The sequence below is a fragment of the Hymenobacter segetis genome, from assembly GCF_054776495.1.
In genome coordinates this window covers 1,081,442-1,107,593 of record NZ_BAAHBV010000002.1, presented here as the reverse complement: position 1 = coordinate 1,107,593, position 26,152 = coordinate 1,081,442, and the positions used below count along the sequence as shown (strand labels likewise).

General features: G+C 62.7%; 17 protein-coding genes. 9 read left to right on the top strand and 8 right to left on the bottom strand.

Annotation, left to right across the window (positions count from 1 at the left end):
• The first annotated feature begins 214 nt into the window (after positions 1-214).
• On the top strand, positions 215-1,501 hold the full coding sequence (locus tag ACYU70_RS15115) for a Glu/Leu/Phe/Val family dehydrogenase (protein WP_342297645.1): 1,287 nt from the start codon (positions 215-217) through the stop codon (positions 1,499-1,501).
• 260 nt (positions 1,502-1,761) lie between these two features.
• The gene (locus ACYU70_RS15110) at positions 1,762-2,424 is read left to right on the top strand and encodes a phosphatidylserine decarboxylase family protein (protein ID WP_342297644.1); all 663 of its coding nucleotides are present in this window, start codon (positions 1,762-1,764) and stop codon (positions 2,422-2,424) included.
• 67 nt (positions 2,425-2,491) lie between these two features.
• Here ACYU70_RS15110 and ACYU70_RS15105 read toward each other — a convergent pair whose 3' ends face one another.
• A complete protein-coding gene (locus ACYU70_RS15105) occupies positions 2,492-2,974 on the bottom strand; it encodes a GAF domain-containing protein (protein ID WP_342297643.1) in 483 nt (160 codons plus the stop codon).
• A gap of 149 nt (positions 2,975-3,123) precedes the next feature.
• Entirely contained in the window at positions 3,124-4,158 is a 1,035-nt protein-coding gene (gene ribD / locus ACYU70_RS15100; RefSeq protein ID WP_342297642.1) for a bifunctional diaminohydroxyphosphoribosylaminopyrimidine deaminase/5-amino-6-(5-phosphoribosylamino)uracil reductase RibD, read from the bottom strand.
• 55 nt (positions 4,159-4,213) lie between these two features.
• Here ribD and prmC point away from each other — a divergent pair, with 55 nt between their 5' ends.
• A complete protein-coding gene (prmC, locus tag ACYU70_RS15095; RefSeq protein WP_342297641.1) occupies positions 4,214-5,071 on the top strand; it encodes a peptide chain release factor N(5)-glutamine methyltransferase in 858 nt (285 codons plus the stop codon).
• A gap of 118 nt (positions 5,072-5,189) precedes the next feature.
• Here the strand turns inward: prmC and ACYU70_RS15090 are convergent, their stop codons facing one another.
• The gene (locus ACYU70_RS15090; protein ID WP_342297639.1) at positions 5,190-7,424 is read right to left on the bottom strand and encodes a S9 family peptidase; all 2,235 of its coding nucleotides are present in this window, start codon (positions 7,422-7,424) and stop codon (positions 5,190-5,192) included.
• Positions 7,425-7,526: 102 nt separating this feature from the next.
• Between ACYU70_RS15090 and ACYU70_RS15085 the strand changes: the two genes are divergently transcribed.
• Positions 7,527-8,555, top strand: a complete 1,029-nt coding sequence (locus tag ACYU70_RS15085) for a hypothetical protein (protein ID WP_342297638.1) — start codon at positions 7,527-7,529, stop codon at positions 8,553-8,555.
• A 75-nt stretch (positions 8,556-8,630) separates the two neighbouring features.
• Here the strand turns inward: ACYU70_RS15085 and ACYU70_RS15080 are convergent, their stop codons facing one another.
• A complete protein-coding gene (locus ACYU70_RS15080) occupies positions 8,631-10,241 on the bottom strand; it encodes an OmpP1/FadL family transporter (protein ID WP_342297636.1) in 1,611 nt (536 codons plus the stop codon).
• Positions 10,242-10,314: 73 nt separating this feature from the next.
• Positions 10,315-11,790, bottom strand: coding sequence for a hypothetical protein (locus ACYU70_RS15075; protein WP_342297635.1), 1,476 nt, complete (start codon positions 11,788-11,790; stop codon positions 10,315-10,317).
• Positions 11,791-12,054: 264 nt separating this feature from the next.
• Here ACYU70_RS15075 and proS point away from each other — a divergent pair, with 264 nt between their 5' ends.
• A complete protein-coding gene (gene proS / locus ACYU70_RS15070) occupies positions 12,055-13,530 on the top strand; it encodes a proline--tRNA ligase (RefSeq protein ID WP_342297634.1) in 1,476 nt (491 codons plus the stop codon).
• 237 nt (positions 13,531-13,767) lie between these two features.
• A complete protein-coding gene (locus ACYU70_RS15065; protein ID WP_342297632.1) occupies positions 13,768-14,196 on the top strand; it encodes a DUF4844 domain-containing protein in 429 nt (142 codons plus the stop codon).
• Between the two features lie 72 nt (positions 14,197-14,268).
• Here ACYU70_RS15065 and ACYU70_RS15060 read toward each other — a convergent pair whose 3' ends face one another.
• Complete coding sequence (locus ACYU70_RS15060; protein ID WP_342297631.1) at positions 14,269-16,347, bottom strand: OmpA family protein; 2,079 nt, start codon at positions 16,345-16,347, stop codon at positions 14,269-14,271.
• A 193-nt stretch (positions 16,348-16,540) separates the two neighbouring features.
• Between ACYU70_RS15060 and ACYU70_RS15055 the strand changes: the two genes are divergently transcribed.
• The 3 genes from ACYU70_RS15055 (at position 16,541) to ACYU70_RS15045 (ending at position 21,479) form a co-directional block, all read left to right on the top strand.
• On the top strand, positions 16,541-18,631 hold the full coding sequence (locus ACYU70_RS15055) for a hypothetical protein (protein WP_342297629.1): 2,091 nt from the start codon (positions 16,541-16,543) through the stop codon (positions 18,629-18,631).
• 71 nt (positions 18,632-18,702) lie between these two features.
• Complete coding sequence (locus ACYU70_RS15050) at positions 18,703-19,413, top strand: hypothetical protein (RefSeq protein ID WP_342297628.1); 711 nt, start codon at positions 18,703-18,705, stop codon at positions 19,411-19,413.
• 269 nt (positions 19,414-19,682) lie between these two features.
• Entirely contained in the window at positions 19,683-21,479 is a 1,797-nt protein-coding gene (locus ACYU70_RS15045; RefSeq protein WP_342297627.1) for a T9SS type A sorting domain-containing protein, read from the top strand.
• 67 nt (positions 21,480-21,546) lie between these two features.
• Here the strand turns inward: ACYU70_RS15045 and ACYU70_RS15040 are convergent, their stop codons facing one another.
• The gene (locus ACYU70_RS15040; RefSeq protein ID WP_342297626.1) at positions 21,547-24,333 is read right to left on the bottom strand and encodes a response regulator; all 2,787 of its coding nucleotides are present in this window, start codon (positions 24,331-24,333) and stop codon (positions 21,547-21,549) included.
• Positions 24,334-24,468: 135 nt separating this feature from the next.
• A complete protein-coding gene (rpoN, locus tag ACYU70_RS15035; RefSeq protein ID WP_342297625.1) occupies positions 24,469-26,061 on the bottom strand; it encodes an RNA polymerase factor sigma-54 in 1,593 nt (530 codons plus the stop codon).
• Between the last annotated feature and the right edge of the window lie 91 nt (positions 26,062-26,152).

Below are 26,152 nucleotides of genomic sequence, written 5' to 3'. Positions count from 1 at the left end.
GTTTAAAAAGAGCTTTATCACATCTCAGGGCTTATCACGTTATACAGGGCAGATTGCCACGTTCCGCTGCGCTTCACTCGCAATGACAGGCGATTAACGTTTTCCCAAACGTTTGCGGCATTTGCCCGCTTCATCCTGCCAAAAGCAATACCTTTGCGGCGCGAAACCGTACCCATATTCCCACCCAAACCACATCCCTAAATCCCCATCCCGAATGGCAGCTCACACTGTGTACAAGGAGCCGGCTCCGATAATGGACCGCGAAAACCCGCTCGAATCCATGATGTCGCGTTTCAACATCGCGGCCGAAATCCTCGGCCTCGATGACGAAACATACAACGTTCTCAAAGCGCCCGATAAGCAGGTCATCGTGAACCTGCCCGTGACGATGGACGATGGCAAGCTGCGCGTGTTCGAAGGCTACCGCGTGATTCACAACACCATCCTCGGTCCCTCGAAAGGCGGCATCCGCTACGACAAGCACGTGCACCTCGACGAGGTGAAGGCCCTCGCGGCCTGGATGACCTGGAAGTGCGCCGTGGTGGATATTCCCTACGGCGGTGCCAAGGGCGGCATCATCTGCGACCCCACCACCATGAGCCCCGGCGAGTTGGAGCGCCTCACCCGCGCCTACACACTGGCCCTGAAAGACGTTTTTGGCCCCGACCGCGACATTCCGGCCCCCGACATGGGCACCGGCCCCCGCGAAATGGCCTGGCTGATGGATGAGTTCTCGAAAACCGTCGGCGCTACCTCGCCTGCCGTGGTAACGGGTAAGCCGCTGGTAATGGGCGGCTCGCTGGGCCGCACCGAGGCTACCGGACGCGGCGTAATGGTTTCGGCCCTGGCCGCACTGGGCAAGCTGGGCCTGAAGCCGACCGAAGTGTCGGCCGCTGTGCAGGGCTTTGGCAACGTGGGCTCCTGGGCCGCCAAGCTGCTCTTCGACAAAGGCTTGAAAATTAAAGCCGTGAGCGACATCTCGGGCGCTTACTGGAACGACAACGGCATCAACATCGATGAAGCCATTGCCTACAAAAATGCCCACAACGGCCGCCTCGAAGGCTTTAGCGGGGCTACCACCATGGATGCCGACGACCTGCTGACGTGCGACGTGGACGTGCTGGTGCCTGCCGCCGTGGAGGACGTAATTACCGAGCACAACGCCCGCGATATCAAGGCCAAGCTCATTGTGGAAGGTGCCAACGGCCCGACTTCGGCTTCGGCCGACCCGATTATCAATGAAAAAGGCATCATGGTCGTGCCGGATATTCTGGCCAACTCGGGCGGCGTTACGGTGTCGTACTTCGAGTGGGTGCAGAACCGCCAAGGCTTCAAGTGGACCGAGGAAATGGTGACCGAGCGCGCCGACCGCATCATGTCCGACGCCTTCGAGAAGGTGTATGCCACGAGCCAGAAATATAAAATCCCGATGCGCATCGCGGCCTACGTAGTGAGCATTGATAAAGTAGCCCAGACGTACAAGTTCCGCGGCGGCTTCTAATCAAATAGTTAGCGTGATTTCACGGAATGCACAGATTTTTTCTGCGTTCTTCCGTACTTGCTTTCTGGAAAGGCACGGGCCGCTCGGTTCGTGCCTTTCTGATTTCTGTAGCGACCTTTGCCCGGATATCCCGTTTACAACGTTTACCTCATCAGTCGGCCCGGTTCTGCGCGGCTGAGTAGCTTTTTCATCTGAAACCGAATTCATGAACCAAAGGACGGCGCAAGCCACGCCGGGGAGTTCGTTTCAAGCCGTGCTATATGAAGATTCATAAAGAAGGACGACGCATTCTGTTCGTTACGCTGCTGATTTTGCTGGCGCTCAATTTGCTCATGTTTCAGTTCAATCGGGGCCAGGATTTGGTGAACCGGCTCTTTGCTGGGGCCACGGTCATCATCTTTCTGCTGATTCTGCAGTTCTTCCGGAGCCCGTTCCGGCACCTGTTCACCCACGAAGACCTGCTGCTGGCCCCGGCCGATGGCAAGGTGGTGGTAATCGAGAACGTATTCGAGCCCGAGTATTTTGAGGATGAGCGCAAGCAAATCAGCATTTTCATGTCGCCCATCAACGTGCATGTGACGCGCAACCCCATTTCGGGCCTCGTAAAGTATTTCAAGTACCACCCCGGCAACTACTTGGTGGCCTGGCACCCCAAAAGCAGCACCCAGAACGAGCGCACCACCGTGGTAGTGGAGTCCGATGCCGGCCCGCTGGTGCTTTTTCGGCAGATTGCCGGGGCCATGGCCCGCCGCATTGTGTGGTATGTGAACGAGGGCGACGAAGTGAGCCAAGGCGAAGAGTTCGGCTTCATCAAGTTCGGCTCGCGCGTCGATTTGTTTGTGCCGCTTGATACGGAAGTGAAAGTGGAGCTGGGCCAGAAGGTGAAGGGCGGCGAAACCGTGATTTGCCAGCTGAAAGTCTGATTAATTAAATGGTCACGCATAAAAAAGGCCGCTCACTGAGCGGCCTTTTTTATGCGTGACCATTTAATTAAAACCAGGTGGCGGCCAGCTGCATCAGTTGCTCCAGCGCGGCCTGGTCGTCGTGGTCGAAATCGTTGAGCTGGTCGCTGTCGACATCGAGCACGGCCACGACCTGACCGTTTTTAATGATGGGCACCACGATTTCGGATTTGGAATCGGAGCTGCAGGCGATGTGGCCGGGGAAGGCTTCTACGTCGGGCACGAGGATGGTTGCGGCCCGCGCCCAGCTGGCCCCGCACACGCCCTTGCCGTGGCGGATGCGCGTGCAGGCAATCGGGCCCTGGAACGGGCCGAGGACCAGCTCATCGGCTTTCACGAGGTAGAATCCTACCCAGAAAAAGCCGAATGCTTGGCGTAGCGCGGCAGCCGTGTTGGCCAGATTGGCGGTGAGGTCGGGCTCGCCATTGGTGAGGGCTTCTATTTGGGGCAGCAACTGCCGGTATTGCTCGGCTTTGGTGAGCGTGGTGTCGAGGGCGAGGGTTTCGGCCATGATATTTTTAGGTATTGAGTGCGGAATGCTGTCATCCTGAGCGCAGCGAAGGACCTTGTCACGTCCTCATTTTTGAATTCACTGCTAATCGTGCAGAGGTAATAAGGTCCTTCGCTGCGCTCAGGATGACAGGCGTGGAATAGAAAAGCTTACTGATTCACGTACCAGAACAGCTCATCGGCCCCAACGTTTTCGACGTTGCGCAGGCCGCCGTGGCCCAGGCGCGGGGCGGCAATGCCCTGGCCCAGCTTCATGGGCGAGCGAAATACGCGAATTTCGTCCCACATGCCGGCGTTTATCAGCGCGTTCAGCACCGTGGGGCCGCCTTCGACTAACACTGATTGAATTTGGCGCTGGTAGAGGTCGGCCATTACCTGGGGTAGGAGGTCGTCGGCTTCGGAGAGGTGTACGAGGTCGAGGTTGGCCTTGTGGTAGGGCTGGCGGTAGGTGTAGATGAGGGTGGGCTGCGAGCCGTCGAGCAAATTATGGGTGGGCGGCAGGCTCAGGTTTTTGTCGATGACGAGGCGCGTGGGCTGGGCCCCGGGCCAGTCGCGGGCGCTTAGGCGGGGGTTGTCGTGCAGGGCCGTGCGCGTGCCCACCAGAATGCCCTGCTCCTCGGTGCGCCATTTGTGGGTGAGCAGGCCCGCCTGCGGCCCGCTAATCTGGACCGACTGGAAGTAGCGCCCGGCCAGGAAGCCGTCGGCAGTTTCGGCCCATTTGAGCACCAGATAGGGGCGCTTTTTCTCGTGAAAGGTGAAGAAGCGCCGGTTCAGCCAGCGTCCTTCTTCGGCCAGCGGGCCAGTCTCGACGTGGATGCCGGCGGCGCGGAGCTTCTCAATGCCGCGCCCTGCTACCAGCGGGAAGGGGTCTTCGTTGCAAATCACCACCTCGGGCACGCCCTTGGCGATGAGCAAATCGGCGCAGGGCGGGGTTTTGCCGTGGTGGGCGCAGGGCTCCAGGGTGACGTAGACGCGGCTTTTTTTCAGCAGCGCTTGGTCTTCTACGGCGGCCAGGGCGTTTACTTCGGCGTGGGGGCCGCCGTATTGCTGGTGCCAGCCCTCGCCGATGATGCGGCCGTCGTGCGTCACGACGCAGCCGACCAGGGGGTTGGGCCGGGCGTGGCCGGTGCCGAGCAGCGCCAAATCGAGGGCGCGGCGCATGAACAGGGCATCATCGTTTTTCATGGGCGCGAAGGTAAGCGCCGGGCCGCCGCTGGGGCCCGGCGCTACCTTTGGGGCAATGAACGTTCGCCAATTCACCGACTCGATTACCACGGCACTGCAAGCCATCTACCCCACCTCAGAAGCCCAGGCCATTTCCGCTTTGGTAGCGGAGCACCTGCTGCAAATGGATGCCCTGAAGCGTATGATGGAAGCCCAACAGCCCGTTGCGCCCGGCACCGAAGCCGCCCTGGAACCACTACTAATGCGCCTGCTGGCCCACGAGCCGGTGCAATACGTGCTGGGCACCGCCCACTTCGCCGATATGGAGCTGGAGGTGACGCCCGCCACCCTCATCCCGCGCCCCGAAACCGAAGAGTTGGTGTATCTCATCAAGCAGGAGCAAGCGGGCCGAACGGGCTTGCGCGTGCTCGACGTGGGCACGGGCTCGGGCTGCCTGGCGCTGGCGCTGGCCCGCCTGCTGCCCACCGCCGAGGTGATGGCCGTGGATATTTCGGCCGAAGCCCTAGCCGTGGCCCGGCGCAATGCGGCCCGCTTTGCGCCCCAGGTGGTGTTTGAGTTGGTCGATATTCTGAACTTGCTGCCGAAGGAAATTGCCCCTAGCTCGCTGGATGTATTGGTGAGCAACCCGCCCTACGTGCGCGAAAGCGAACGGCCCGAAATGCGCGACAACGTTCTGGCCTGGGAGCCCGCCACCGCCCTGTTCGTGCCCGATGCCGACCCGTTATTGTTCTACCGCCGGCTGGCCGAAGTGGGCCGGGCGCTGCTGCGCACCGGCGGGAGCATTTACCTGGAAATCAACGAAGCCCTGGGCGCTGAAACGGCCGCCTTACTCACGCCCGGTGATTTTGAGGATGTGCGCGTGCTGCCCGATATGTTCGGCAAGGCGCGGGTGGTGCGCGGCACGCGGCGGTAAGCCACTTGTCATCCTGAACGCAGTGAAGGACCCTATCACGGTTGAACAACTTGCTCAATCGTGATAAGGTCCTTCACTGCGTTCAGGATGACAGATGGATTCAGCGCCAGCCAAAATCCTACAAATTCTGCAGCACGAAATTCGTCATCTGGCGGTAGAGGTGCAGGCGGGTGTTGCCGCCCGAGATGCCGTGGTTGCGGTTGGGGTAGTACAGCGTCTGGTAGTCCTTGTTGGCCTTGATGAGGGCATCGACGAAGGCGATGGAGTTCTGGAAATGCACGTTGTCGTCGCCGGTGCCGTGCACGAGCAGGAACTTGCCCTTCAGGTTCTGGGCGAACTGCACGGGAGAGTTATCGTCGTAGCCGCCCGGGTTTTCCTGGGGCGTTTTGAGGTAGCGCTCCGTGTACACGGTGTCGTAGTAGCGCCAGTTCGTGACCGGGGCCACGGCGATGCCCATCTTGAAGAGTTCGGCGTTTTTGGTCATGGCCAGCGAGGTCATGTAGCCGCCGTAGCTCCAGCCCCAGATGCCGATGCGCGACTTATCCACGTAGGGCAGCGTGGCCAGGTATTTCGCGCCCTCGCCCTGGTCGATGGTTTCGAGCTTGCCCATGTTGGCGTAGGTGGCCTTGCGGAAGGCCGAGCCCCGGCCCGAGGTGCCCCGGTTTTCCACCGAAACCACGATGTAGCCCTTTTCGGCCAGCATCTGGTGCCAGAGGTAGTTGGTGAAAGCCGTGCCGCCGCCGGCGTTATCCAGCACCGTCTGGGTGCTGCTGGTGCCGAAGCTGGGGCCGCCGTACACGTGCATCAGCACGGGGTATTTCTTAGCGGGGTCGAAGTTGCTGGGCTTAATCATCCAGGCGTTCAGCTCCACGCCTTCGCTGGTTTTAAATGTCAGGAATTCGAGCTTGCCGAGGTCGTACTGCGTGAGGGTTTGCTTGAGCTTGGCGTTGTCTTCCAGGGTTTTCACCAGCTTGCCGGTGCTGCCTTCACGCAGACTGGTCACCGTGGGCACGCCCGCCGAGGAGTGCACGTTGAGGAAATACTTCGTGTCGGGGCTCATGTTCACCACGTCGGTGCCGTTGCCGGCTTCGCTGATGCGTTTTTTGTCGCCGCCCTTCAGATTAATGCGATACAAATGGCGCTGCAACGCCGAGCCTTCGGTGCTAGTGTAATAGACATTGCCGGTCTTGGCATCGAAGCCGTTGATGGCCGAGATTTCCCAGTTGCCCTTCGTGAGTTGGCGTACCTGCTTGCCGTCCATGTCGTGCAGGTAGAGGTGCTGGTAGCCGTCTTTCTCGCTGGTGAAGAGGAATTGCTTGCCGCCTTCGAGGTAGTTCAAATCATCGTTGATTTCAACGTAGGCGGGGTTGGTGTCCGTGAGCACGACTTTGGTTTTGCCAGTGGTCACGTCGCCGTGCAGGATTTCGAGCTTGTTCTGCAGGCGGTTCAGGCGCTGGATGCTGACCGTGTTGGGCACGCGCGTCCACTGCAGGCGCGGGATGTATTGGTCGGCCACGGGGCCCACGTCCATCTTCGTGGTTTTGCCGCTGGCCACGTCGTAGCTGCTCACGCTCACGATGGAGTTTTTCTCGCCGGCCTTGGGGTATTTAAAGCGGTATTCCTTCGGATAAAGCCCGCCCCATTCCTGCATGTCGTACTCGGGTACCTGGCTCTCATCGAAGGTGTAAAAGGCAATCTGCCGGCTGTCCGGCGACCAGAAAAAGCCCTGCGCGAAGCCAAATTCCTCCTCGTACACCCAGTCGGCCGAGCCGTTGATGATATTGTTTTTTAGGCCGTTGGTGGTCACGGCGGTTTCCTGCATCGTGGCCAGGTCGGTCACGAACACGTTGTTGTCGCGGGTGAAGGCCACGCGCTGGCCGTCGGGCGAGAAGGTGGCGTAGCCCTGCTTGCCGCCGGTGCTCAGGGGCGTCAGCTTCTTGGTGCCCCGGTCGAACACGTAATAGCTGGCGCGGGCGCTGCGGCGGTAAATGGGCTCGGTGCCCGTCGTGAACAGGATTTTCTGCTCGTTAGTATTGAAGGAGTAGCCATCCACGTTGAGCGGTGCGCCGGCCAGCTGCAATTCGGCGGCGGCGGCCAGGGTTTGCACGGCTTTGCCGGTGGTCACCTCGTACTGCACCAGGCTGCCGTTTTCCAGGGCCGAGTAGTAGCGGCCGTCATTCATCCAGTTGAAACCAGGCACCGAAGCCGAGCGGAACGTGGGCTTGGCCCAGATGTCTTCTAAGGTGAGGGGCAGCTTCTGCTGCGCGTGAACGAGGGTGGGAGTGAGGCCCGGCACCAGGGCCGGGCCATTGGCGGCCAGCAGGGCCGCCAGCGCAAAAAAGCGTAAACGCATAGGGAATAAGAACAAAATCGAAATAAGGACGGAAACCGAACGTTAAAGGTAACATTCGCCGGCAGCACGGTTGCAGGCCGTGGCCCCCGTTACCTTTGCATTATGCGTTTTCGCCTCCTGTTGCTTTGCCTGCCCGTGCTGCTGGCCGCCTGTTCCAAAACCGACCGGCCGGTTCAGCTCGACTTCGTCGGTATCTCCACGCTGACTTCCAGCAACAAGACCGTCCAGCCCAACGACACGCTCACGACCCGCGTGTACGCCGTGGGCAATGACAATGCGCTCAAGCGCCTGAAAATCACCGTTACTTACCTCCCCGGCATCAAGCCCATCATCTACCCGGTGCCCCTGTCATCCTATGACCCCACCAAGAATGCGCCAGATAGCAAGGAAATCACCTACCTCGATTCGCTGATTCAGCCCATAGCTGGCAGCAGCAGTGGCCACGATATCAGCGAAACGCTGTTTGTCAATCAGTTTGCGGCCCGGGCCACTTCCGGCACCGAGCAGTGGCAATACACGGCCACCGACGTAGCCGGGGCCACGGCCAGCCGCGCCTACCGCCTCACGGCCCGCAAAGCCGACTCCGCCGTCGTCGTGCACAGCTTCACGGCGGTGCTGCGGCCGGTGCCGCGCCGCGCCGTGGTAGCCCGGGGCGTGCGCGACCGCAGCCGGGTATTTCTCAACCTGCAATACGGCCTGTTGCTGCCCAAATACGCGGTGCTGAACCAGGAGCGCTCCGTAGAAGCCAACCAAACCCTGGTGGACCTGATTTGCGTGGCGGGCGGCACCGGCACTACCCTCAGCCTGGTAGCGCCGGCCAATACCGATACCGCCATCTGCAAACTGCCCGCCGTGTGGGCCACCGCCAGCCGCCACGCCACCGGCCTGCGCCTGACCACGCTCACCAGCGACCAGTTCAGCAAGGCCGTTGCCGCCGACTTCACCACGAGCTACGACAGCAGCCCGGCCTTCAAGCCCAACGCCTTCGCCACCGGTGCCCTGACCAAAGGCCAGGTACTGGCCTTTAAAATCAGCGACGGCACCACGGACCGCTACGGCCTGCTGCTCGTTTCCGACCTCGTGCTGGGCTCGGCCCCGGTGCTCAACTGCTCCGTTAGGGTGCAGAAATAAGCCGGCAGCCTGCTGCACAAAAAAGCCTTCCCGGATTCGGGAAGGCTTTTTTGCAATGGCAAAGCAGGGCCTTTGTTAGAAAGTGATGCCGGCCGTGATGCTGGTGGTGAAACGGGAGTTGTCCACCTTCACCAGCGGCTCGTCGCCGCCCAGGTCGTAGGGCGTGTGATATTGGTGGTAGGATGTGTACACGCCGGCCAGGTCGAGGAAGAAATTGCCCTGCCGCAGGCCCGCTCCCAGGGTGTAGAAATTCTGGGCGCGCTCGTTGCTGTTGTCAATTTTGTAGGGGTCGCCGTAGCGGGCATAGCCAGCCCGCACCCGGAAAATATCGAAGCGGCCCTCGGCCCCAACGCGCAGGTTGACGGTGTTGCGGTAGCTGGCGCGGATGTCGCTGTTTTCAGCCGTGAAGGAATAGTCATCGCCGTTGCTGTCCTGCGCGTCGTTGTGCAGGCGGGCTTGGCTGTAGCCCACATACTCCACATCGCCCGTCACAAAGCCGTGCTTGCCAATGGTGTAGGCCACGCCGCCATTGGCCCGGAATGGCGTGGTGATGGTGTACGCATAGAGCGGAAATTCCTGGTCGAGCACCTTCACGCCCACCGGGCCGCTGGGCAGCGAGGTTGCCACCACATCGTTTCCCTGCGCCGTAAACGTCGTGGTAAAGGCTGCACTATAGGTATCGGTCATGCGCATGAACGTGGGCGTTTGGATGGATGCACCGATGCGCAACGCATCCGTGGCCCGGTAAATGGCCCCGATGCGGGCGTTGAGGCCGGTGCCGGTGGTTTTCAGCTCATCGTGCAGCGTGTAGTCGCTGAGGTGAGTGGTGGCGTCGGTTTCGGTTTCCGTGTAGTTGCGGGTCTGGGTAAAGTTCGAGCTCACAATGCCCACGCCGATGCCCAGATAAAGCCGGTCGCGGTAATTGGCCCCGTAGCCCAGGTCGAACTGCGAAACCGAGCCCTTCGAAATCACGCTTTCCGCCTGCCCGATTGGCCCCTTGCGCGTGGTAGAAGCCACACCGATGTCGTTGCCGTTGCGGTCTTTGGCAATAGTGGTCAGGTAAGCCCCGTAAGCCAGCCCGTTGAGGGAGGTGAAGTTGCCAGACTGGCCCTGCGCCCGCAGCCGGTCGACGCTGGCCTGGGTGTAGCCGTTGTACCCGACCGTGCGGCGCAACGAAGCCAGATACGACTGGTCATCGCCGGTCAGGGTATAGTTACCCGCCACGCGGGTATTAAGGGTATTGCCGTACTGGAAGGCCGTATTGAAGTCGGCCAGCCGGGTAAAGCCCAGGGCAAAAGCCCCGCCCCGCCAGTTGGTGGTCTGGTCGTCATCGGGCCGGCGGCTGGCAAACACCGCGCCGGTGCTGGCAATGTGAAAGCTGTTCTTCGTGTCGTTCTGGGCCGCGCTTGCGCTGCCGTCAACGTGGCTGTCGCTCTGGCCAATGCCAATGCCGGGCGTCAGGTGCACTTCTGATTTCTGAAACAGTCCCAGCCCGGCGGGGTTGCTGGTGAGGTTACCAAAATCAGCTCCCAGGGCCACATTGGCTCCCCCAATGGCCTGGGTGCGGGCCGTGCCCCCAAATTGCAGGCGGGAATATCGGAGAGCATCGGTGGCATCCTGGGCAAAGGCGTGGCCGGCCTGCCCTGCTACCAGGGCCAGGCTAAGCCAGTAAATCCGTTTTTTCATGATAAGGGAAGAAAGGGAGCCAACCGTTCGGCCAGCTCGCTGGAAATTTTTTGCAGAATCCTTAGCCTATACCTTATTCGCCGCGACCACGGCCCCGGCCACCACCGCCACCTCCCCCGCCACCACCAGATGGCGCGGAGTAGGAGGGCTGGCTGTACGAGCGTTGCTGTGGTTGCTCGTAGCTGCGTTGCTTCGGTTGCTCATATGTGCGTTGTTGCGGCTGCTCATACGTGCGCTGCTGAGGCTGGCTGTATGTGCGCTGCTGGGGCTGCTCATACGTGCGCTGCTGCCGGGGCTGCTCGGCGGCCTGCCCGCCGTTGTTGTTGATGGGCTCCCCAAGAATGTTCTGGAAGAACCCACCGCGGCGGCGCTGGCCTTCCTGCGGTTGCGGCTGCATCTGGCCGTTGTTTTGCGGCAGGGCCTCGGCGGTGCGTGTGCGGCCCCGGCCATCGTCGCTCATCATCTGGCCCTGGTCCTGCGGGGCTGCGCCTATGGCCGGCCGGTTAGTCGTGGACTGGTCCATGTTGCGGTAGCGCGGCTGGTCATCCATACGCCGGGGCTGGTTGTAGGAGTCGTTGGTGCGCATGGGCTGCGTGGCGGGCGAAGTCGAAGCGGCCTCACTGCGGGTGCGGCCCACGGCATCGGCCATGCCCATTGGCATCGATTCGGGGGTATTCGACATCACGCGCTCATCGCGGGTGCGGCCGCTGCCGTTGGGCGTGGCTGGGGTGCCAGCGCCCTGCCCATTGCCCGCGCGGCCCGACGAATACCGGCCATCCGAAGCGCGGTCGGTGCGGTGGCTGCCGTAGTTGCGGCCGCCCCGGTCGCCGCCGTTGCTGTAGTAGCCGTTGTTATAATTGTTGCCGTAATAGCTGCTGCCATAATAGCCGCCGCGCCCATAGTAGCCGCCATAGAAGGGGCTGCTGTAGTAGAACGGGTCATACCCACCGTAGCCATAGCCATATGGGCTGTAGCCATAACCGAACGGGCTATAGCCATAGTAGCCGCCGTAGCCGCCATACCCAAACGAGCGGCCAAATCCAAAGCTGATGCTCAGGCCCGAACCGTAGCCATAGCCGCCATAGCCAAACGGGCTATAAAGCGAGCTGTAAAACGGGTCGCACCATCCGAAGGCATAAGGCGAAAAGCCGCAGGCCCCGCCGCCATAAGCATAGCCGCCGCCGTAGCTCAGGCTGGTATAGGGGCTGTAAGGCGAGTAAGAGTTCAGCCCCGGGCCGTAGTAGCTCGATGAGCCCCCGTAGCCGGGCGCACCGCGCATGTAGGTGTAGGTGTTGTCGTAATACTGGTCGGAACCGGAATTATTCTGCCGGGTTGAAGACGAGTTGGTGGTACCGCCATTGTAGTCCGGGTTGGCCTCCTCGCTGGTAGCGGCCGGGGCCGGCGCGGTGCTGACCACGGCCGTGGTGCGGTCTTTGGAAGAATAATAGACCCCGTCGTCTTCCGACGAAACGAGGCCCGAGGTGCTCGCGCAGCCGCCCAGTGCAAACAGGGCCAAAGCGGGCAAACAGGCGGTGAGCAGGTTTTTCATGACTAAAAAAAAGTAAGGATGGGAAGGCTTTCTGTAAAGTAACGGACTATACGATGATAGCGGGGTGAAGCGGCTAGAAATCAGGTTCAGCCCAGTAAAAAATGCTGAAAAATAAGCCGGTCACTGCCGTCACCAGCGCAAAGCACTTCCGCAAGGAGGTCCGCACTTTAATAACGTAATTTGACCCCGAAACGGTGCCCCAAGGTCAAGTCAAATCCTGTACCAAATCCGGGAACTTTTTCAATTACCCCTAAGATGCCTCCCATGAGTAAAAAGTTGCCTACCCGCCAGGAAGATTATTCGCTTTGGTACAATGAGTTAGTGAAGCGTGCCGGCCTGGCCGAAAACTCGGCCGTGCGCGGCTGCATGGTCATCAAACCCTACGGCTACGCCATCTGGGAAAAAATGCAGCGCCAGCTGGACGATATGTTCAAGCGCACCGGCCACGAAAATGCCTACTTCCCGCTCTTCGTACCCAAAAGCTTATTTGAAGCCGAAGAAAAAAACGCCGAAGGCTTCGCCAAAGAGTGCGCCGTAGTGACTCACTACCGCCTCCAGACTGACCCCGACAAACCCGGCAAGCTGCGCGTAGACCCCAACGCCAAGCTGGAAGAAGAGCTGGTGGTGCGCCCCACCTCGGAGGCCATCATCTGGAGCACGTACAAGAACTGGGTGCAGAGCTACCGCGACCTGCCGCTGCTCATCAACCAGTGGGCCAACGTGGTACGCTGGGAAATGCGTACCCGCCTGTTCCTGCGCACCGCCGAATTCCTGTGGCAGGAGGGCCACACCGCCCACGCAACTGCTGAAGAGGCAGTAGCCGAAACCCGCCAGATGCTCGACGTTTACGCCGAGTTTGCCGAGGAGCACATGGCCCTGCCGGTGGTGAAGGGTGTGAAAACCCCCAACGAGCGGTTCGCCGGGGCCGAGGACACGTATTGCATCGAAGCCTTGATGCAGGACGGCAAGGCCCTGCAAGCCGGCACCAGCCACTTTCTGGGCCAGAATTTTGCCAAGGCGTTCGATGTGCAGTTTGCCAACAAGGAAGGCGTGCGTGAGCACGTGTGGGGCACCAGCTGGGGCGTGAGCACGCGCCTGATGGGCGCCCTCGTGATGGCCCACTCCGACGACGAAGGCCTGGTGCTGCCGCCTAAATTGGCTCCTATACAAGTAGTTATCGTGCCCATCTACAAAACGGGCGAGCTTGATGCACTGCTGGAGCGCATCAAACCCATTCAGATGGGCCTGATTGCTCGGGGCATTTCGGTGAAGCTGGACGCGCGCGACACCGAGCGCCCCGGCTTCAAGTTTGCCGAGTGGGAGCTGAAGGGCGTGCCCGTGCGCCTGGCCATCGGCGCGCGCGACCTTGATGCCGGCATGGTGGAAGTGGTGCGCCGTGACACCAAAGAGAAAATGAGCCTGCCCCTGGCCGACATCGTGGCCAGCGTCGACCAATTGCTCACCGATATCCAGACCAATATCTACGAGCGCGCCAAGAATTTCCGTGCCGCTCACACCACCCGCGTGGACAGCTACGACGAGTTCAAGCGGATGCTGGACGAGGAGCCCGGCTTCCTGCTGGCCCACTATGACGGCACCTCCGAAACCGAGGAGCGCATCAAGGAGGAAACCAAAGCCACCGTGCGCTGCCTGCCCCTGAACGAGGCCGACGAAGAAGGCATCTGCATGGTGACGGGCAAGCCCAGCCCGCGCCGCGCTTATTTTGCCCGCGCCTACTAAGCCGAATTAGCGGCCATTCCTGAGTTGTCATTCCGACGCAGGAGGAATCTGAGTGAGGTCGTTGAACAATGACTTTACTCAGATTCCTCCTGCGTCGGAATGACAATTTTTTGGTTCAGGCGTTGGCGGGAGGGGGACAATGTGCCTGCCCGCTAGTACCTTCGGAGAGAATTATCATGCTTGATAGCCTCGATTTAGCCATTTCATCATCTTTCCATAACATTTTACCACATTACTATGAAATACGCCATACTAGCCGGCCTGCTGACACTGGGCACCCTGGCCGCCAATGCCCAGACAGGCAAAATCCAGGTGCCGGCCCAGGCCATCACCCAACTCGAAGACCTGAAAGAGCTCACCAAAGCCGAAGTAGCCAAGGCCGGCAAAGCCACCAAAGCCCACGCCGAAGTGCGCCCCGACCTCAACCGCTACCTCGTTATCTCGGCCGATGATTTCCTGCGCGTGACCAAGGAGCAGCCCACCAAAGAGGCCTACCTCAAGTGCCTGGACAACGGCCTGGCGCGCGTAGCCCCGCTCACCGCTACCGCTACCGACCGCCAGCAGGTGGCCGAGTACTTCCAGGAGCTCATGGAAATCGTGGGCCTGGAAAGCTCCGAAGGCCGCCTGGATTCCTTCGTAGGCGCGGCCAGCAAGGCGCGGCAATAATCAGCGTCCGCATCATAAAAAAAGCCCCGATACATTACGTATCGGGGCTTTTTTGCGTCCAGTCAGGCCGGGCTATTTCTTGGTGATGGTGAACTCCACGCGGCGGTTTTTGGCGCGGGTTTCTTCCTGGTCGTTGCTGGCAATGGGCTTGGTGTCGCCGAAGCCTTCGGTGGTCACCCGCTCACTTTTGATGCCGTGGGTGCCGAGGTATTTCTTCACCTCGTTCACGCGGTCCTGGCTCAGCTTGAGGTTCAGGGCCGGGTCACCCTGGTTGTCGGTGTGGCCCGAGAGCTTAATTTCCACCGTCGGGTAATCCTTCATGATGCGGATGAGGCGCAGCAATTCGGGGTAGGAGTTGGTGGTGAGGTAATACTTGCTTTGCTGGAAGAAGATGTTGTTCATCTTCACCGTCTGGCCCACATTGAAGGGTACGAGGAACAGGTCCTGCTTCTGCTCGGAATATTTGTCCTTGGCCGTCACGTCGAGGTTAGCGTTTTCGGCGATGTAGCCTTTGGCCTCGGCGCGGTAGCCATACTGCACGCCGCTGGGCAGCACGATGGTATAGGAGCCATCAACCGGGTCGGTTTCGGCTACGCCGATTTCCTCACCCGTGAGCAGGTTTTCGTAATGAATAATGGCGCGGATGGGCTTGCCGGTGTTCACGTCGAGCACTTTGCCGGTTACCAGCGTCACCACTTCGGGCTGGAAAGCGGGGGCCAGCGAGATGCGGAAAATGTCCTTGGAACCGTTGGTACCGTTGCGCGACGACACCAGGTAAGCATCCTGGCCGGCGGCCGAAATGGTGTAGTAGGCATCGAAATCGGGCGAGTTCACCACCGGACCCAGGTTGCGGGGCGGGCTCCAGTTGGTCCAGGTATCGTCGAGGCGCTTGCTGTAGAAGATGTCCGACTTGCCGTAGCCGCCCCGGCCTTCGCTGGCGAAGTACAGGGTCTTTTCGTCGGCGGCGAGGAAGGGGGCGAAGTCCGATTTCGCGGTGTTCACGTTCGGGCCCAGGTTCTTGGGTTTGGTCCAGGTGTTGTTGGTTTCGGGCACCGGGAAGCTCACGAAGAGGTCCTGGCCGCCCAGACCGTCGGGGCGCTCCACGGCCATGAGCAGGGCCTTGCCCGACGTGGCGAGGAAGAAATCGACGTGCTCCTTATCGAGGTTCACGAAGTCCTTGATGACCTGCGGCACGGGCTGCGTCCAGCCCATGCGGGTGTGCTTGGTGAGGCTGCACCCGAGCGGGTCCATGGTGCCGTCGCGGTTGTAGATGTTGATGAGGATGGCGCTCTGGCCGTTGGCCGATACCGAGGCGATGCCGTTGGGGTCGTCGGGGGTGTTCACGGGGCCGCCCACGTTCTTGGCCAGGCCCCAGGTCTTGTTTTTGCCGCTGAGCAGGGCCGAGGCGAAGACGTCCTGCGGGTCGCGGCTGCCGCCCACGTTGTCGGGGTTGCTTTCGCGGGCGAAGTAGAGCGTGCGGCCGTTGGGCGAGATAACCGGGTGGGTTTCTACGTAACGGGTGTTCACGTTCGGGCCGAGGTTCACCAGCGAGGAGTCAAACTGGGTCGATTTCACGGCATCAGGGCCTTTCTCGCCGGTAAAGGCCTGCTTCACCATGGTCGACACCACGTCGGCGATGCCGATGGCGTCAATCTGGTTGATACCTTCGACTTTGGCCGTGTTCATGCGCACCACTACGCCCAGGGTGCGGTATTCGGCAGCCGGGAACTTCACTTCCAGCGTGCGGGAGGGCTCGGGGAGGGGGCCGGGGTTGTCGTTGGAGTATACTTCGTGGTGCACGCCTTTGGTGTCCACCAGCTCGACTTTGGTGATGGAGCCGGGGTTGAAGTTCTCGACAATAGTCACCTGCTGGGCGGCCACCGAACGCGCAAAGCGCACTTCGATGAACTCATTGGGTCCTTCCTTGCGCGGAATCCAGGCGTCGTTGCTGATTTGACCCAGCGGCAGGGCATTGGGCACGCCCAGCACCTGCGACGGCGCGAACGGGTCTTTCCCATCAGATTTCTGCGACGACACGGCTACCAGCCGGGCTGCCCATTGCACGTGCTGCGCCTGGGCCGACGTAGCGGCCAGCAAGCCCAGCGCCACCGGTGCGGCCATCAGCAAATTCTTCATAAGATAATTATTCATGGTATCAATAGCAGAAAAGAGAAGTGGCAATAGGGCCCCGGGCAAATTTACATCAATGCCGTTGGGAACGGGCGGGGTTTGCTACCGCTAACCTAACGAAACCTAACGAAAAACTATTTTCGGGGCCTCGCCGTGCAATGTATTACCTTCCCGCTTCGGCCCGCCGAGGGAATAAGTCGGGGGCCGGACAAACGTGGTAATCCGGTGGTTTTCGGCGGGTAAGAGGACCGTAGCGCGGGGCGCGGCGGTGGGCCGGCGCGTGGCCGGGCTGCTGGTGTTGCTGGCGCTGCTGCCGCTGGCGGGCCGGGCGCAGGTACTGGTGGGCGCTACCGCGTTTGGGCCGGTTTTTCGGGGTTTGCGGCCCGCCGGGGCCGATACGGCGCTGCTACTGGTGGCCCGGGCCCGACGGGTGGGCGTGAGCACCTTCGTGCAAACCAGCGGGGCGCGGGGTTACCTTCGGCTGGGGCCGCGCCAGCAGCTGCGCTACCGCGTGGGCACCGACATGATTTACGACTCGCGGGGCACGCCGCCCTTCGTGCGGGAAGACTACGGGGCCGATGTGGCCGACGTGTTCACCCTCGACGCGGCCAACCACTGGCAGCTGGGCCAGCAATTCCACTACGACCAGAGCCGCGCCAATGCCACCCGTACCGGCCTGTGGCTGGGCCGCCTGGGCTACCAGCGCCGCCTGCGCGCCGCCTCGCCCACCGATACCCTGAGCCAGATGCGCCTCACGGTGCTGGGCGGCCTGGCCACCGACCGCCGCAACGGCCGCGAAGACGCAGGCTTCGCCTTGGGCTTCGATGCGGCGGCGCTGTACTTCCTGAATGGCCCCACGGCCGCGCCGCTGGCTGTGCGCGTGCTGGGCACCCGGGCCAGCCTTGGCCCCCGCACCATGCAGCGGCTGGTGGCCGAGGCGGCCGGCGAACAGGCGTTTCTGGAAGGTGCGCCGCTGGTGGTGCAGGGCCTCGTGGGCTACCGCACCAACCGCGCCGAAGACTACCTGCTGGGCTCGGTGCAGCGCATTCAGTCCGATACCGTGGCGGTGCAGGCGGGGGCTTCGTACCGCATTAATGAGTTTGCCACGCTGCGCTCGGATAATAGCTTGCTGTTGCCCAAACGGGCCTTCCGCTACCGGCGGCTGGGCGAGCGGGCCGATACCTTGCAGGACGTGGGCTACCGCCAGCGCGAGTTGGATACCCGCCAGGAGCTGCGCTTTGCCCGGCCCAAACTGCAGTCGTCCATCAGCTTTGGCTACCGCGAGCGCACCCGGTCGTATTATCTTGATAACTCCCGGTTTTTGAGCGTGCCGCGTTTGGCGACTGCGCTGGCCCGCGAGCAGGTGAAAGACATCAAGGAGCAAACCATCTTGTGGCTGGGTAATTTGACTTGGCTGCCCAGTCCGCGCCACGCGCTGGCGCTGCTGGGCTCGGCCCAATTGCTGCGCGTGGATGCTCCTAGTAAGGACAACCAGCAAACCCGCGACGAAGCCCAGCACCTGCTGCGCCTGACCTGGACGGGCCGCTGGGCCGGGGCCTTCCGCACCACGCTCGGGGTGGCGGGCGAGTACCGCCAAACGGTTTTCATCCGGGCCAGCCAGAGCGCCGAGAACTACGTGGACCACCTGCTGCACTGGGAGCCGGGCTTCACCTGGGCCCCCGGCAAGTGGAGCATCCGCTCGAACTACCACCTCTGGGTGAGCTACCAGGTGCGCGACCAGACCACCGAGCAGGCCCGCAACCGCGCCAGCCGCGTGCTGGAACAATCCCAAAGCCTCACCTACCAGCTGCGGCCGCACCTGCTGCTGCTGGCCGACTACCAGCGCCGCGAAAACCGCGTGGGCCAGCTCGATTGGACGCGCTTCCGCGAGAGCCCACTCGATACCAGCGTGACGCACGACCTGTCCATCGGGGGGCGGCAGAGCTGGATTGGCAAGCGGGGCAGCACCAGCCTGCGCCTGGGCTACCGCCTGCTGGAGCAGCGCAACTACGGCCGCGCCGCCCTGCTGCTCGACAACCCCACCGGGCCGGCCTCGCAGCTTATCTACCTGCACAGCATCACGCGGCAGCAGGGGCCGGAGGTGGCGGTGGAGCGCCGCGCCACGGCCGGCTTCAACCTCACGGCCAGCATCTGGCTGCAATGGCTGCGCACGTATTCGGCATATTCGATGGGGAAGGGGGCGTACTCGGGCAGCAGCTACACGGCGGTGGATTTGGCGCAGGAAACGCGCCGGGTACTACCGTATTTCGAACTGGCGGCGGAGTGGCGGGTAGGGCGGCGGTAGGGTAAGCAGAAAGTTTGTGCTACTTCCCCTACCTTCCGGCCTCACAACCTAACCCCCACATTTCAACCCTCATGGCAGCCCTTTACCACGACCTCTACACCCCCCATTTCAACAACATCCGGTGCAGCCGGCCCACCTTCCTGTGCTTGCTCAACTACACCGTGACGGCCACCGGTGCCAGCACCGACCCCGCCCTCCTGGCCCTGAGCCCCGGCCTGAAAGCCGCCGCCACCGCCCTGGCCGGCACCGTGGTGGCCCGCGAAGGCCAGGATGGCACCGGCCAGGCCCTCACCCGCTCCAAAAAGGACGTGTTGCGGGCCATGCGCACCTTCGTGCAGGACACCAATGCCGTGACCTTGGTGCCCACCTACCGCCAGCACCTCGACCGCCTCAAGGGGCTGCTGCCCCAGGGCCTGATGCACCTCACCGACGCCAACGCCACCGACCTGCCCGTGCGCTTCGAGGCCTTTGCCAAAGCCCTGCACGCCCACGAGGGCGACCTGGGCAAGCAGGCCGCCAAGGATGCCGATGCACTTCTCACCGAGCTCACCGCCGCCACCGCCGCCAAGGATGCTGGCCTGAAAGTGGAAAAGGAAACCATCGGCTCATTGGGCGGGCAGTGGGCGCATGCCTGCCAGCTGCTGTGGCAGGTGCACTGCACCGCCCTGGCTGCCTTCTGGCAAGAGCCCAAGCAGGCCGAAATCTACTTCAACTACGGCCTGCTGCCCAACCGCACGGGTGGCAAAGCCAAAGTGGCCGCCCCCGCCACGCCCAAGTCCTAACCCCCAAAAAGCTCCGCCGCATGCGGCGGTACCCTTCGGCACAGTGCCCACATGGCCAACCGCATGCGGCGGGCCATGTGGGCACTGTGCCGAAGGGTACCACCGCATGCGGCAATAGGCATGGGAAATGTGCCCACATGGCCCGCCGCATGCGGCGGTAGGCATGGGCACTATGCCGAAGGGTACCGCCGTATGCGGCGGAGCTTTTACCAGCCCCATCAGTGGCCTTAGGCCCTGTTTTCCATTAGTCTCCCCTTTTTCCTTTCCCAATGAAGCATTTTTCTACAACCTTTCCCGGCTCTGGCCGGCAACTCATCACCTGGCTGCGGCCGTATCTGGCGGCGCTGCTGCTGCTGCTGCTTGCAGCCCCGCTGGCCCGTGCTCAGGCTCCGGCTCCGGCTTGGCAGTCGCTGTTTACGGTGGGAGCTTCAGGCATCAACGGGGCGTATATAAGTGCTACGGCGGCCGATGCGAGCGGCAATATTTTCATCGCCGGCGGCTTCAGTGGCACCGTCCCGTTTGGCAGCACCACGCTCACGAGCGCCGGGCGCGACGATGTATTTGTGGCCAAATGGAGCCCGGCCACCAACGGCTTCGTGTGGGCCCAACGGGCCGGCGGCACCAGCATAGACTACGTCAATGCCCTGGCCGTGAGCGGCAGCAGCGTGTACCTGGTGGGCGTGTTTGGCAGCACCCAGTTGGTGTGTGGCAGCACAACCCTGACCAATGCCGGCCCCACCACGGCCTCCACTGTCATCTACGATGCCTTCGTGGCCAAGCTCACGGATGCGGGCAGCAGCGGCAGCTTTGTCTGGGCCCAAAGCGTGGGCGGCACGGGCGTCGAGTACGGCAACGGGGTGGCCGTGAGCGGCAGCAGCGTGTATTTCGTGGGCCAGTTCGGCAGCCCAACCGCCGCCTTCGGCCCGCTCACGCTCACCAACAACGTCACCACGGGCAGCGGCAACAACATCTCCGATGTGTACGTGGCCAAGCTCACCGACGCGGGCAGCACTAGCAGCTTTTCCTGGGCCGAGCGGATAGGCGGCACGGGGGGCGATTATTGCTCCGGCATTGCCATCAGCGGTTCGAATATCTACCTGGGGGGCTCTTTCGGGGCGCCTACCGCCCGGCTGGGCAGCCTGGTGCTGACCAACGCCGACCCGGCGGGGACGGCGACGGATGTTTTTGTCACGAAGCTGCTCGACCAGGGCACGGCCCCGGCCTTCGTCTGGGCGCAGCGGGCCGGCGGTACCGGCCCCGAGGAGGTCCAACACCTGGCCGCCAGCCCGAACGGGGTCTACATCGTGGGGCGCTGGTATGGGGCCCCCGCCCGCTTCGGCAATGCCGTGCTGGTGAATGCCGGCCAGCTCGATGCCTACGTGGCCAAGCTCACCGATGCCGGGGCCTCAGGCGGGTTTGAGTGGGCGCAGCAGCTGGGCGGGCCGACGATGGACTACGCCTACGGGCTGGACGTGCGCGGCGGCAGCGTGTACGTGGCCGGCAACTTTCAGAACACGGCCACATTCGGTCCGCACACCCTTACCAGCCTAGGGGCCGACGACGTGTTTGTGGTGCGCCTGGCCGATGCCGGCCCCACTGCCCAGGTGGTGTGGGCGCAGCAGGCCGGCGGCCCCGGCAGCGATGCCCCGTCGGCCGTGCTGGTGATGGGTTCCCGTGTCTACATCGCGGGGGGCGTGGGGGTGCCAGCGGCCTTCGGCACGTTGCCGGTGGCCAGCCCGGTAGGCGGCAGTGCCACCTTCCTAGCTTCGATGACCGACCTGGTGGGCCTGGCCACCACCGGCCCCCGCGCCCTGCCCGACGTGGCGGTGTACCCCAACCCCGCCCACGCCACGGCCACGGTGCAGCTGCCGCCCGTGCCCGGGGCCTCGGCTGCCACCATTGCAATTACCGATGCCCTGGGCCGCGTGGTGCGCACCGCCACCGTGCCCCTGCCCGCCGCCGGCCTGCGCCACGAGCTGGACCTGGCCGGGCTGCCTGCCGGCCTCTACGCCGTGCGCGTGGCCGCCGCTGGCCGCAGCGCCACTCACCGCCTGGTGGTGGAGTAGGGCCGGCAGCCCGCCCCATCACCCAAAGCCAAACGCCCCCGCTACTTCCGTGGCGGGGGCGTTTGCGTTAGGCGGCAGGCACGGCCGTGGGCAGGGCCGTCAGCAGCTCGGTGAGGCCGGCCGCCAGCGCCTCGGTGGCTTGCTGGCGCTCCGTATCGGGAGCCGTTTTGCTTTCCACCGCGGCCAGCCAGGGCACCAGCTGCTCGGCCCCGATGAGCTTGAGCGACGGCCGTAGCTTGTGGGCCACGGCGGCGGCGGCGGGCCAGTCGGTGGCGGCCAGGGCAGCGTGCAGGTCGGCCACGCTGGCGGGCGTGTTGGTGTGGAAGGAGGTCAGAATCCGGTTGATGAACGTGGCGTTGCCGTGGGCCGTCTGGTGCAGCAGGGCCAGGTCGAAGAGCGCTGCGGCGGCCGGGGCGGCGCTTGGGGCAGCGGCCGGCACCGGCACCGGGGCTGGTAGTGGAGCGGGCGCGGCAGCGGCGGGCTTCACGTCCACCAGCGGCTCCTTCACGCCGGCCATCAGTGAAGCCAGCTTGCTCAGCAGCTCGGCCTCGTCGAAGGGCTTGGGCAGCGTGTCGTTCATGCCGGCGGCATAGTACTTCTCGGCATCGGCCCGGAAGGCGTTGGCCGTGAGGGCCAGGATGGGCGTGGCCGCCCGCCGCGCATCGGCGTGGGCCCGGATGCGGGCCGTGGCCTCCAGCCCGTTCATGCCGGGCATCTGGATGTCCATCAGGATAACGTCGTAACGGTTCATCTCGAACCATTCCAGGGCTTCGATGCCGCTGGCGGCCTCGTCCACCGTCACGCCGTGGGCCTCCAGCAGCAGCTGGGCCACTTCGCGGTTCACGGCATTGTCTTCCACCAGCAGCACGCGGGCCCCGCGCACGGCCGCTTCCTGCACCGGGGCCAAGGGGGCCAGGGCCGCCTGCCGGGCTTCGGGGCTGGCCTTAGGCAGCGTGACGCGGAAGGCAAAGGAGCTGCCCTTGCCAGACTCGCTCTGCACCGTGAGCTGGCCGCCCATCTGGGTCACCAGCGCCCGGCTGATGCTCAGGCCCAGGCCCGTGCCCCCAAACTGCCGGGTGGTGTCGGCATAGGCCTGGGTAAATTCTTTGAAGATGCTCTCCAGCTTGTCCGGGGCAATGCCGATGCCGGTATCCGTCACCCGAAACTCGGTGGTGAGCGTGTCCTCGGTTTCGCTCACGTAGTAGCCGCCCACCGTCACGGTGCCCCCCACCGGCGTGAACTTGATGGCATTCGACAGCAGGTTGATGAGCACCTGGTTGAGGCGGTAGGAGTCGCCCAGCACCCAGGGGTGCGGGCACGAGTCCTTCAGCAGGGTGCCCACCACCCGAATGCCCTTCTCCTGGGCCTGCATCACCAGCGGCTGAGCGGCGCTGCCCATCGAGTCGCAGAGGTTGAAGGCGCTTTGCTCCAGCTCCAGGTTGCCGGAGGTGATTTTGGCCATGTCGAGCACGTCGTTCACCACGTTCAGCAAGTGCCGCCCCGAGTGCTGAATGACGGCCGTATAGTTGCGCTGCTGCTCGTTGAGGCCGGTTTTGGCCAGCAGGCTGGTCATGCCCAGCACGCCATTGAGCGGCGTGCGGATTTCGTGGCTCATGTTGGCCAGGAAGTTTTCGCGGGCCGTGGCGGCGGCTTCGGCCGCGTGCTGGGCGTTTTTCAGGGCCGAAATATCGGTGCTCACGCCCAGCACCTGGGCCGTGCCATCGGCCAGCACCAGCGGGCAGCGCACGGTTTGCAGCCAGCGCACCTCGCCATTGGCCAGCGTGATGGACGTCTGAATGGTGAGCGGCTGGCCGGTGCGCAGCACTTCCTGGTCGGCCTGCACCGAGGTTTGGATTTCCTCCTTACTCATGCCCGCTTCCATGCTGGACGCGCCGGCCAGCTCCGCAATGAGGCGGCGCCAGGTCTGCATCTCGGCGTTCTCAAAGATGGTGTAGCCCTTGGCATCGCGCACCCAGATGAGGTTGGGGTTGAGGTCGAGCACCAGATTGGTGAAGGCGTGCTGGGCCTGGGCGGCGGCCTCGCTCTCACGGGTGCGGGCCTCCGCCTGGCGCAGGTTGGTGATGTCGAGGCCGTAGCACATTACCTGGCGCAGCACCCCATCGGGCCCGAACACGGGCTGGTAGTAGCACAGCCAGTGGTGGTGGTCTTCGGTGCTGGTGCCGGGCCAGCGCTCCTCCCAGTTCACCAGGGCGCGGGTTTGCACGGCCCGGTCAAACAAGCGGCGGCGGCGCACGGCCAGCTCCTTGGGTAGGCCCTGCTTGGCGCAGTGGTCGGCAAAAGTCAGGCCGATGCGGGCCTGCCGCCGGGCGGGGTCGGGCTCGGCGTAGGCGTTCACGTAGCGGTAGCGCTGGTCGGGGTCGAGCACCGTCACCACGGCCGGCAGGTGGGCCATCACCGATTCGTAGAACGAATATTGCTCCCGAAGGCTTTCCTCGGCCTGCCGTTGCGGCGTGATGTCGGTGAGGTAGAGCATCGCGGAATTGTCTTCCAGCACCGGCACGGCCGACAGCAGAAAGTGCTGGCTGTTGGCCATGATTTCGCGCTGCTGCACGGCCCCAGTGCGCAGGGCCGTAGTAGTAGCCTGCACCAGCAGCGGCCGCAGCCGCGACGGCCCGGTGGCTGCCAGTTCCCGCGCCATAAAGCCGGCGGCCGGGTTGGCATACAGCAGCTGGCCCTCGGCACCCACCCGCAGCACGGGGTTGGGGTTGAGCTCGGGGGTGCGGCTCAGCGCGAGTACGGTCGGCAGTTGGGCTTCGGCCAGCTCGCGGCGGGCGCGCTCAGCCAGCAGCAGCTCCCGCAGCTCGGTGGGGTCGGAGGGAAGTTCGGTTTGCATCAGTAGAAGCGAAGCGGCGACATCCGGCAATGTAGTGCCGTCCGGGCATGAGAGCCCAATCTTTGCTGGAAAGTTACGCCAGCCTGCTTCTTCTACAACGCTGGTTGGTTGTGCGGAGTGTGGTTTCGGATTGTTCTACAGTTCTTTACGGAGCCGTGCCACCGGAATATTCAGCTGCTCGCGGTACTTGGCCACCGTGCGGCGGGCAATGTTATAGCCCCGGGCATTCAGCATCTTTTCCAGCTTGTCGTCGCTCAGCGGCCGCTCCTTGCTCTCCTTGCCGATGAGGTCTTTGAGAATGCTCTTCACTTCGCGGCTCGACGCATCCTCGCCCGAATCAGTGGCAATGCCCTCAGAGAAGAAGTATTTCAGGGGATAAATCCCGAACTCGGTCTGAATAGATTTCGAGTTGGCCACCCGGCTCACCGTCGAAATATCCATGCCGATACGCTGGGCAATGTCCTTCAGAATCATCGGCTTGAGCTTGCCTTCGTCGCCCTCGGCAAAGAAGTCCCGCTGCAATTCCACGATGGCATTCATGGTGCGCAGCAGCGTGTTCTGCCGCTGCCGGATGGCATCGATAAACCACTTAGCCGAGTCCAGCTTCTGCTTCACGAAGGTCACGGCTTCCTTCATTTTCTGGTCCTTCTTGGCCGCCTTGTCGTAGGTCCGGAACATCTCGGTGTAGGCCGGGCTCACGCGCAACTCGGGGGCGTTGCGGGCGTTCAGCGTCAGGTTGAAGATGCCGTTATCATTCGTCAGAATGAAGTCGGGCATCAGGTACTGCGTCTTGCCCAGGCCGCTGGGGCCGCTGCCGCCCGGCTTCGGGTTCAGCTTGAGAATGACGTTGATGGCCTCTTTCAGCTCGTCATCCTCCAAATCCAGCTTCTGCTGAATGCGCGGGTAGTGCTTCTTGCTGAACTCCTCAAACGTGTCGGTCAGAATGCGCTCGGCGTTCACCGTGTTCTCGTCCTGCGGCCGGCGCTCCAACTGTAGCAGCAGGCACTCGGGCAGGTCGCGCGCCGCAATACCGGGCGGGTCGAACTGCTGCACCACGCGTAGCACGGCCTCAATCTCGGGTACCGTCACTTCCAGGTTCTGCGAAAAAGCCAGGTCGTTGGCAATGGCCGAAAGGTCGCGCCGGATGTAACCGTCGCCGTCAATCGAGCCGATGAGCTGCTGACCGATGGCCTCCTGGCGCTCATCCAAATCGGCAAAATGCAGCTGGTCGAGCAGCGAATCTAGGAGCGAGCCGCTGGTGTCGGCTAGGGGCGTGTCGCGCTCCTCTTCCTCGCCGGGGCCGTCGCCCTGCATCTTGTAGCCCGCTATTTCGTCGTCGTTGAGGTAGTCGCTCAGGTCGAGGTCGGTGTTGTCGGCGTTGGCTTCGGTATCGGCCGGGCCTTCGTCCTTGGGCTGAATTTCGGGCTCCGGCATCTCGTCGGCCTGTTCCGAATCGTTGCTGCTGCGGTCATCAAAGTCCTCATCCAGCGTGTTTTCGTCGTTGTCGAGGCTGGAATCCGGGTCGTCGGAGTCGTCGCTGTCGTCATCGTCGCGGTCCAGCTCTTCGGTGTCGTCGGGCTCGTCCTCTTCCAGCGCCGGATTCACTTCCATTTCTTCCTTGATGCGCGTCTCCAGCTCCGCCGTAGGAATTTGCAGCAGCTTGATAAACTGAATCTGCTGCGGGCTAAGCTTTTGCGAAAGGAGCTGTTTTAAGTCGAGGCGTTGCATAATAACGAAAGTACGGAAAGCAGGGGGCGGAGGTCAATTTTACTAAAGTTTGGCATGAAAAGTTGGTGTGGCCCGCATTACAAAGTCCGCG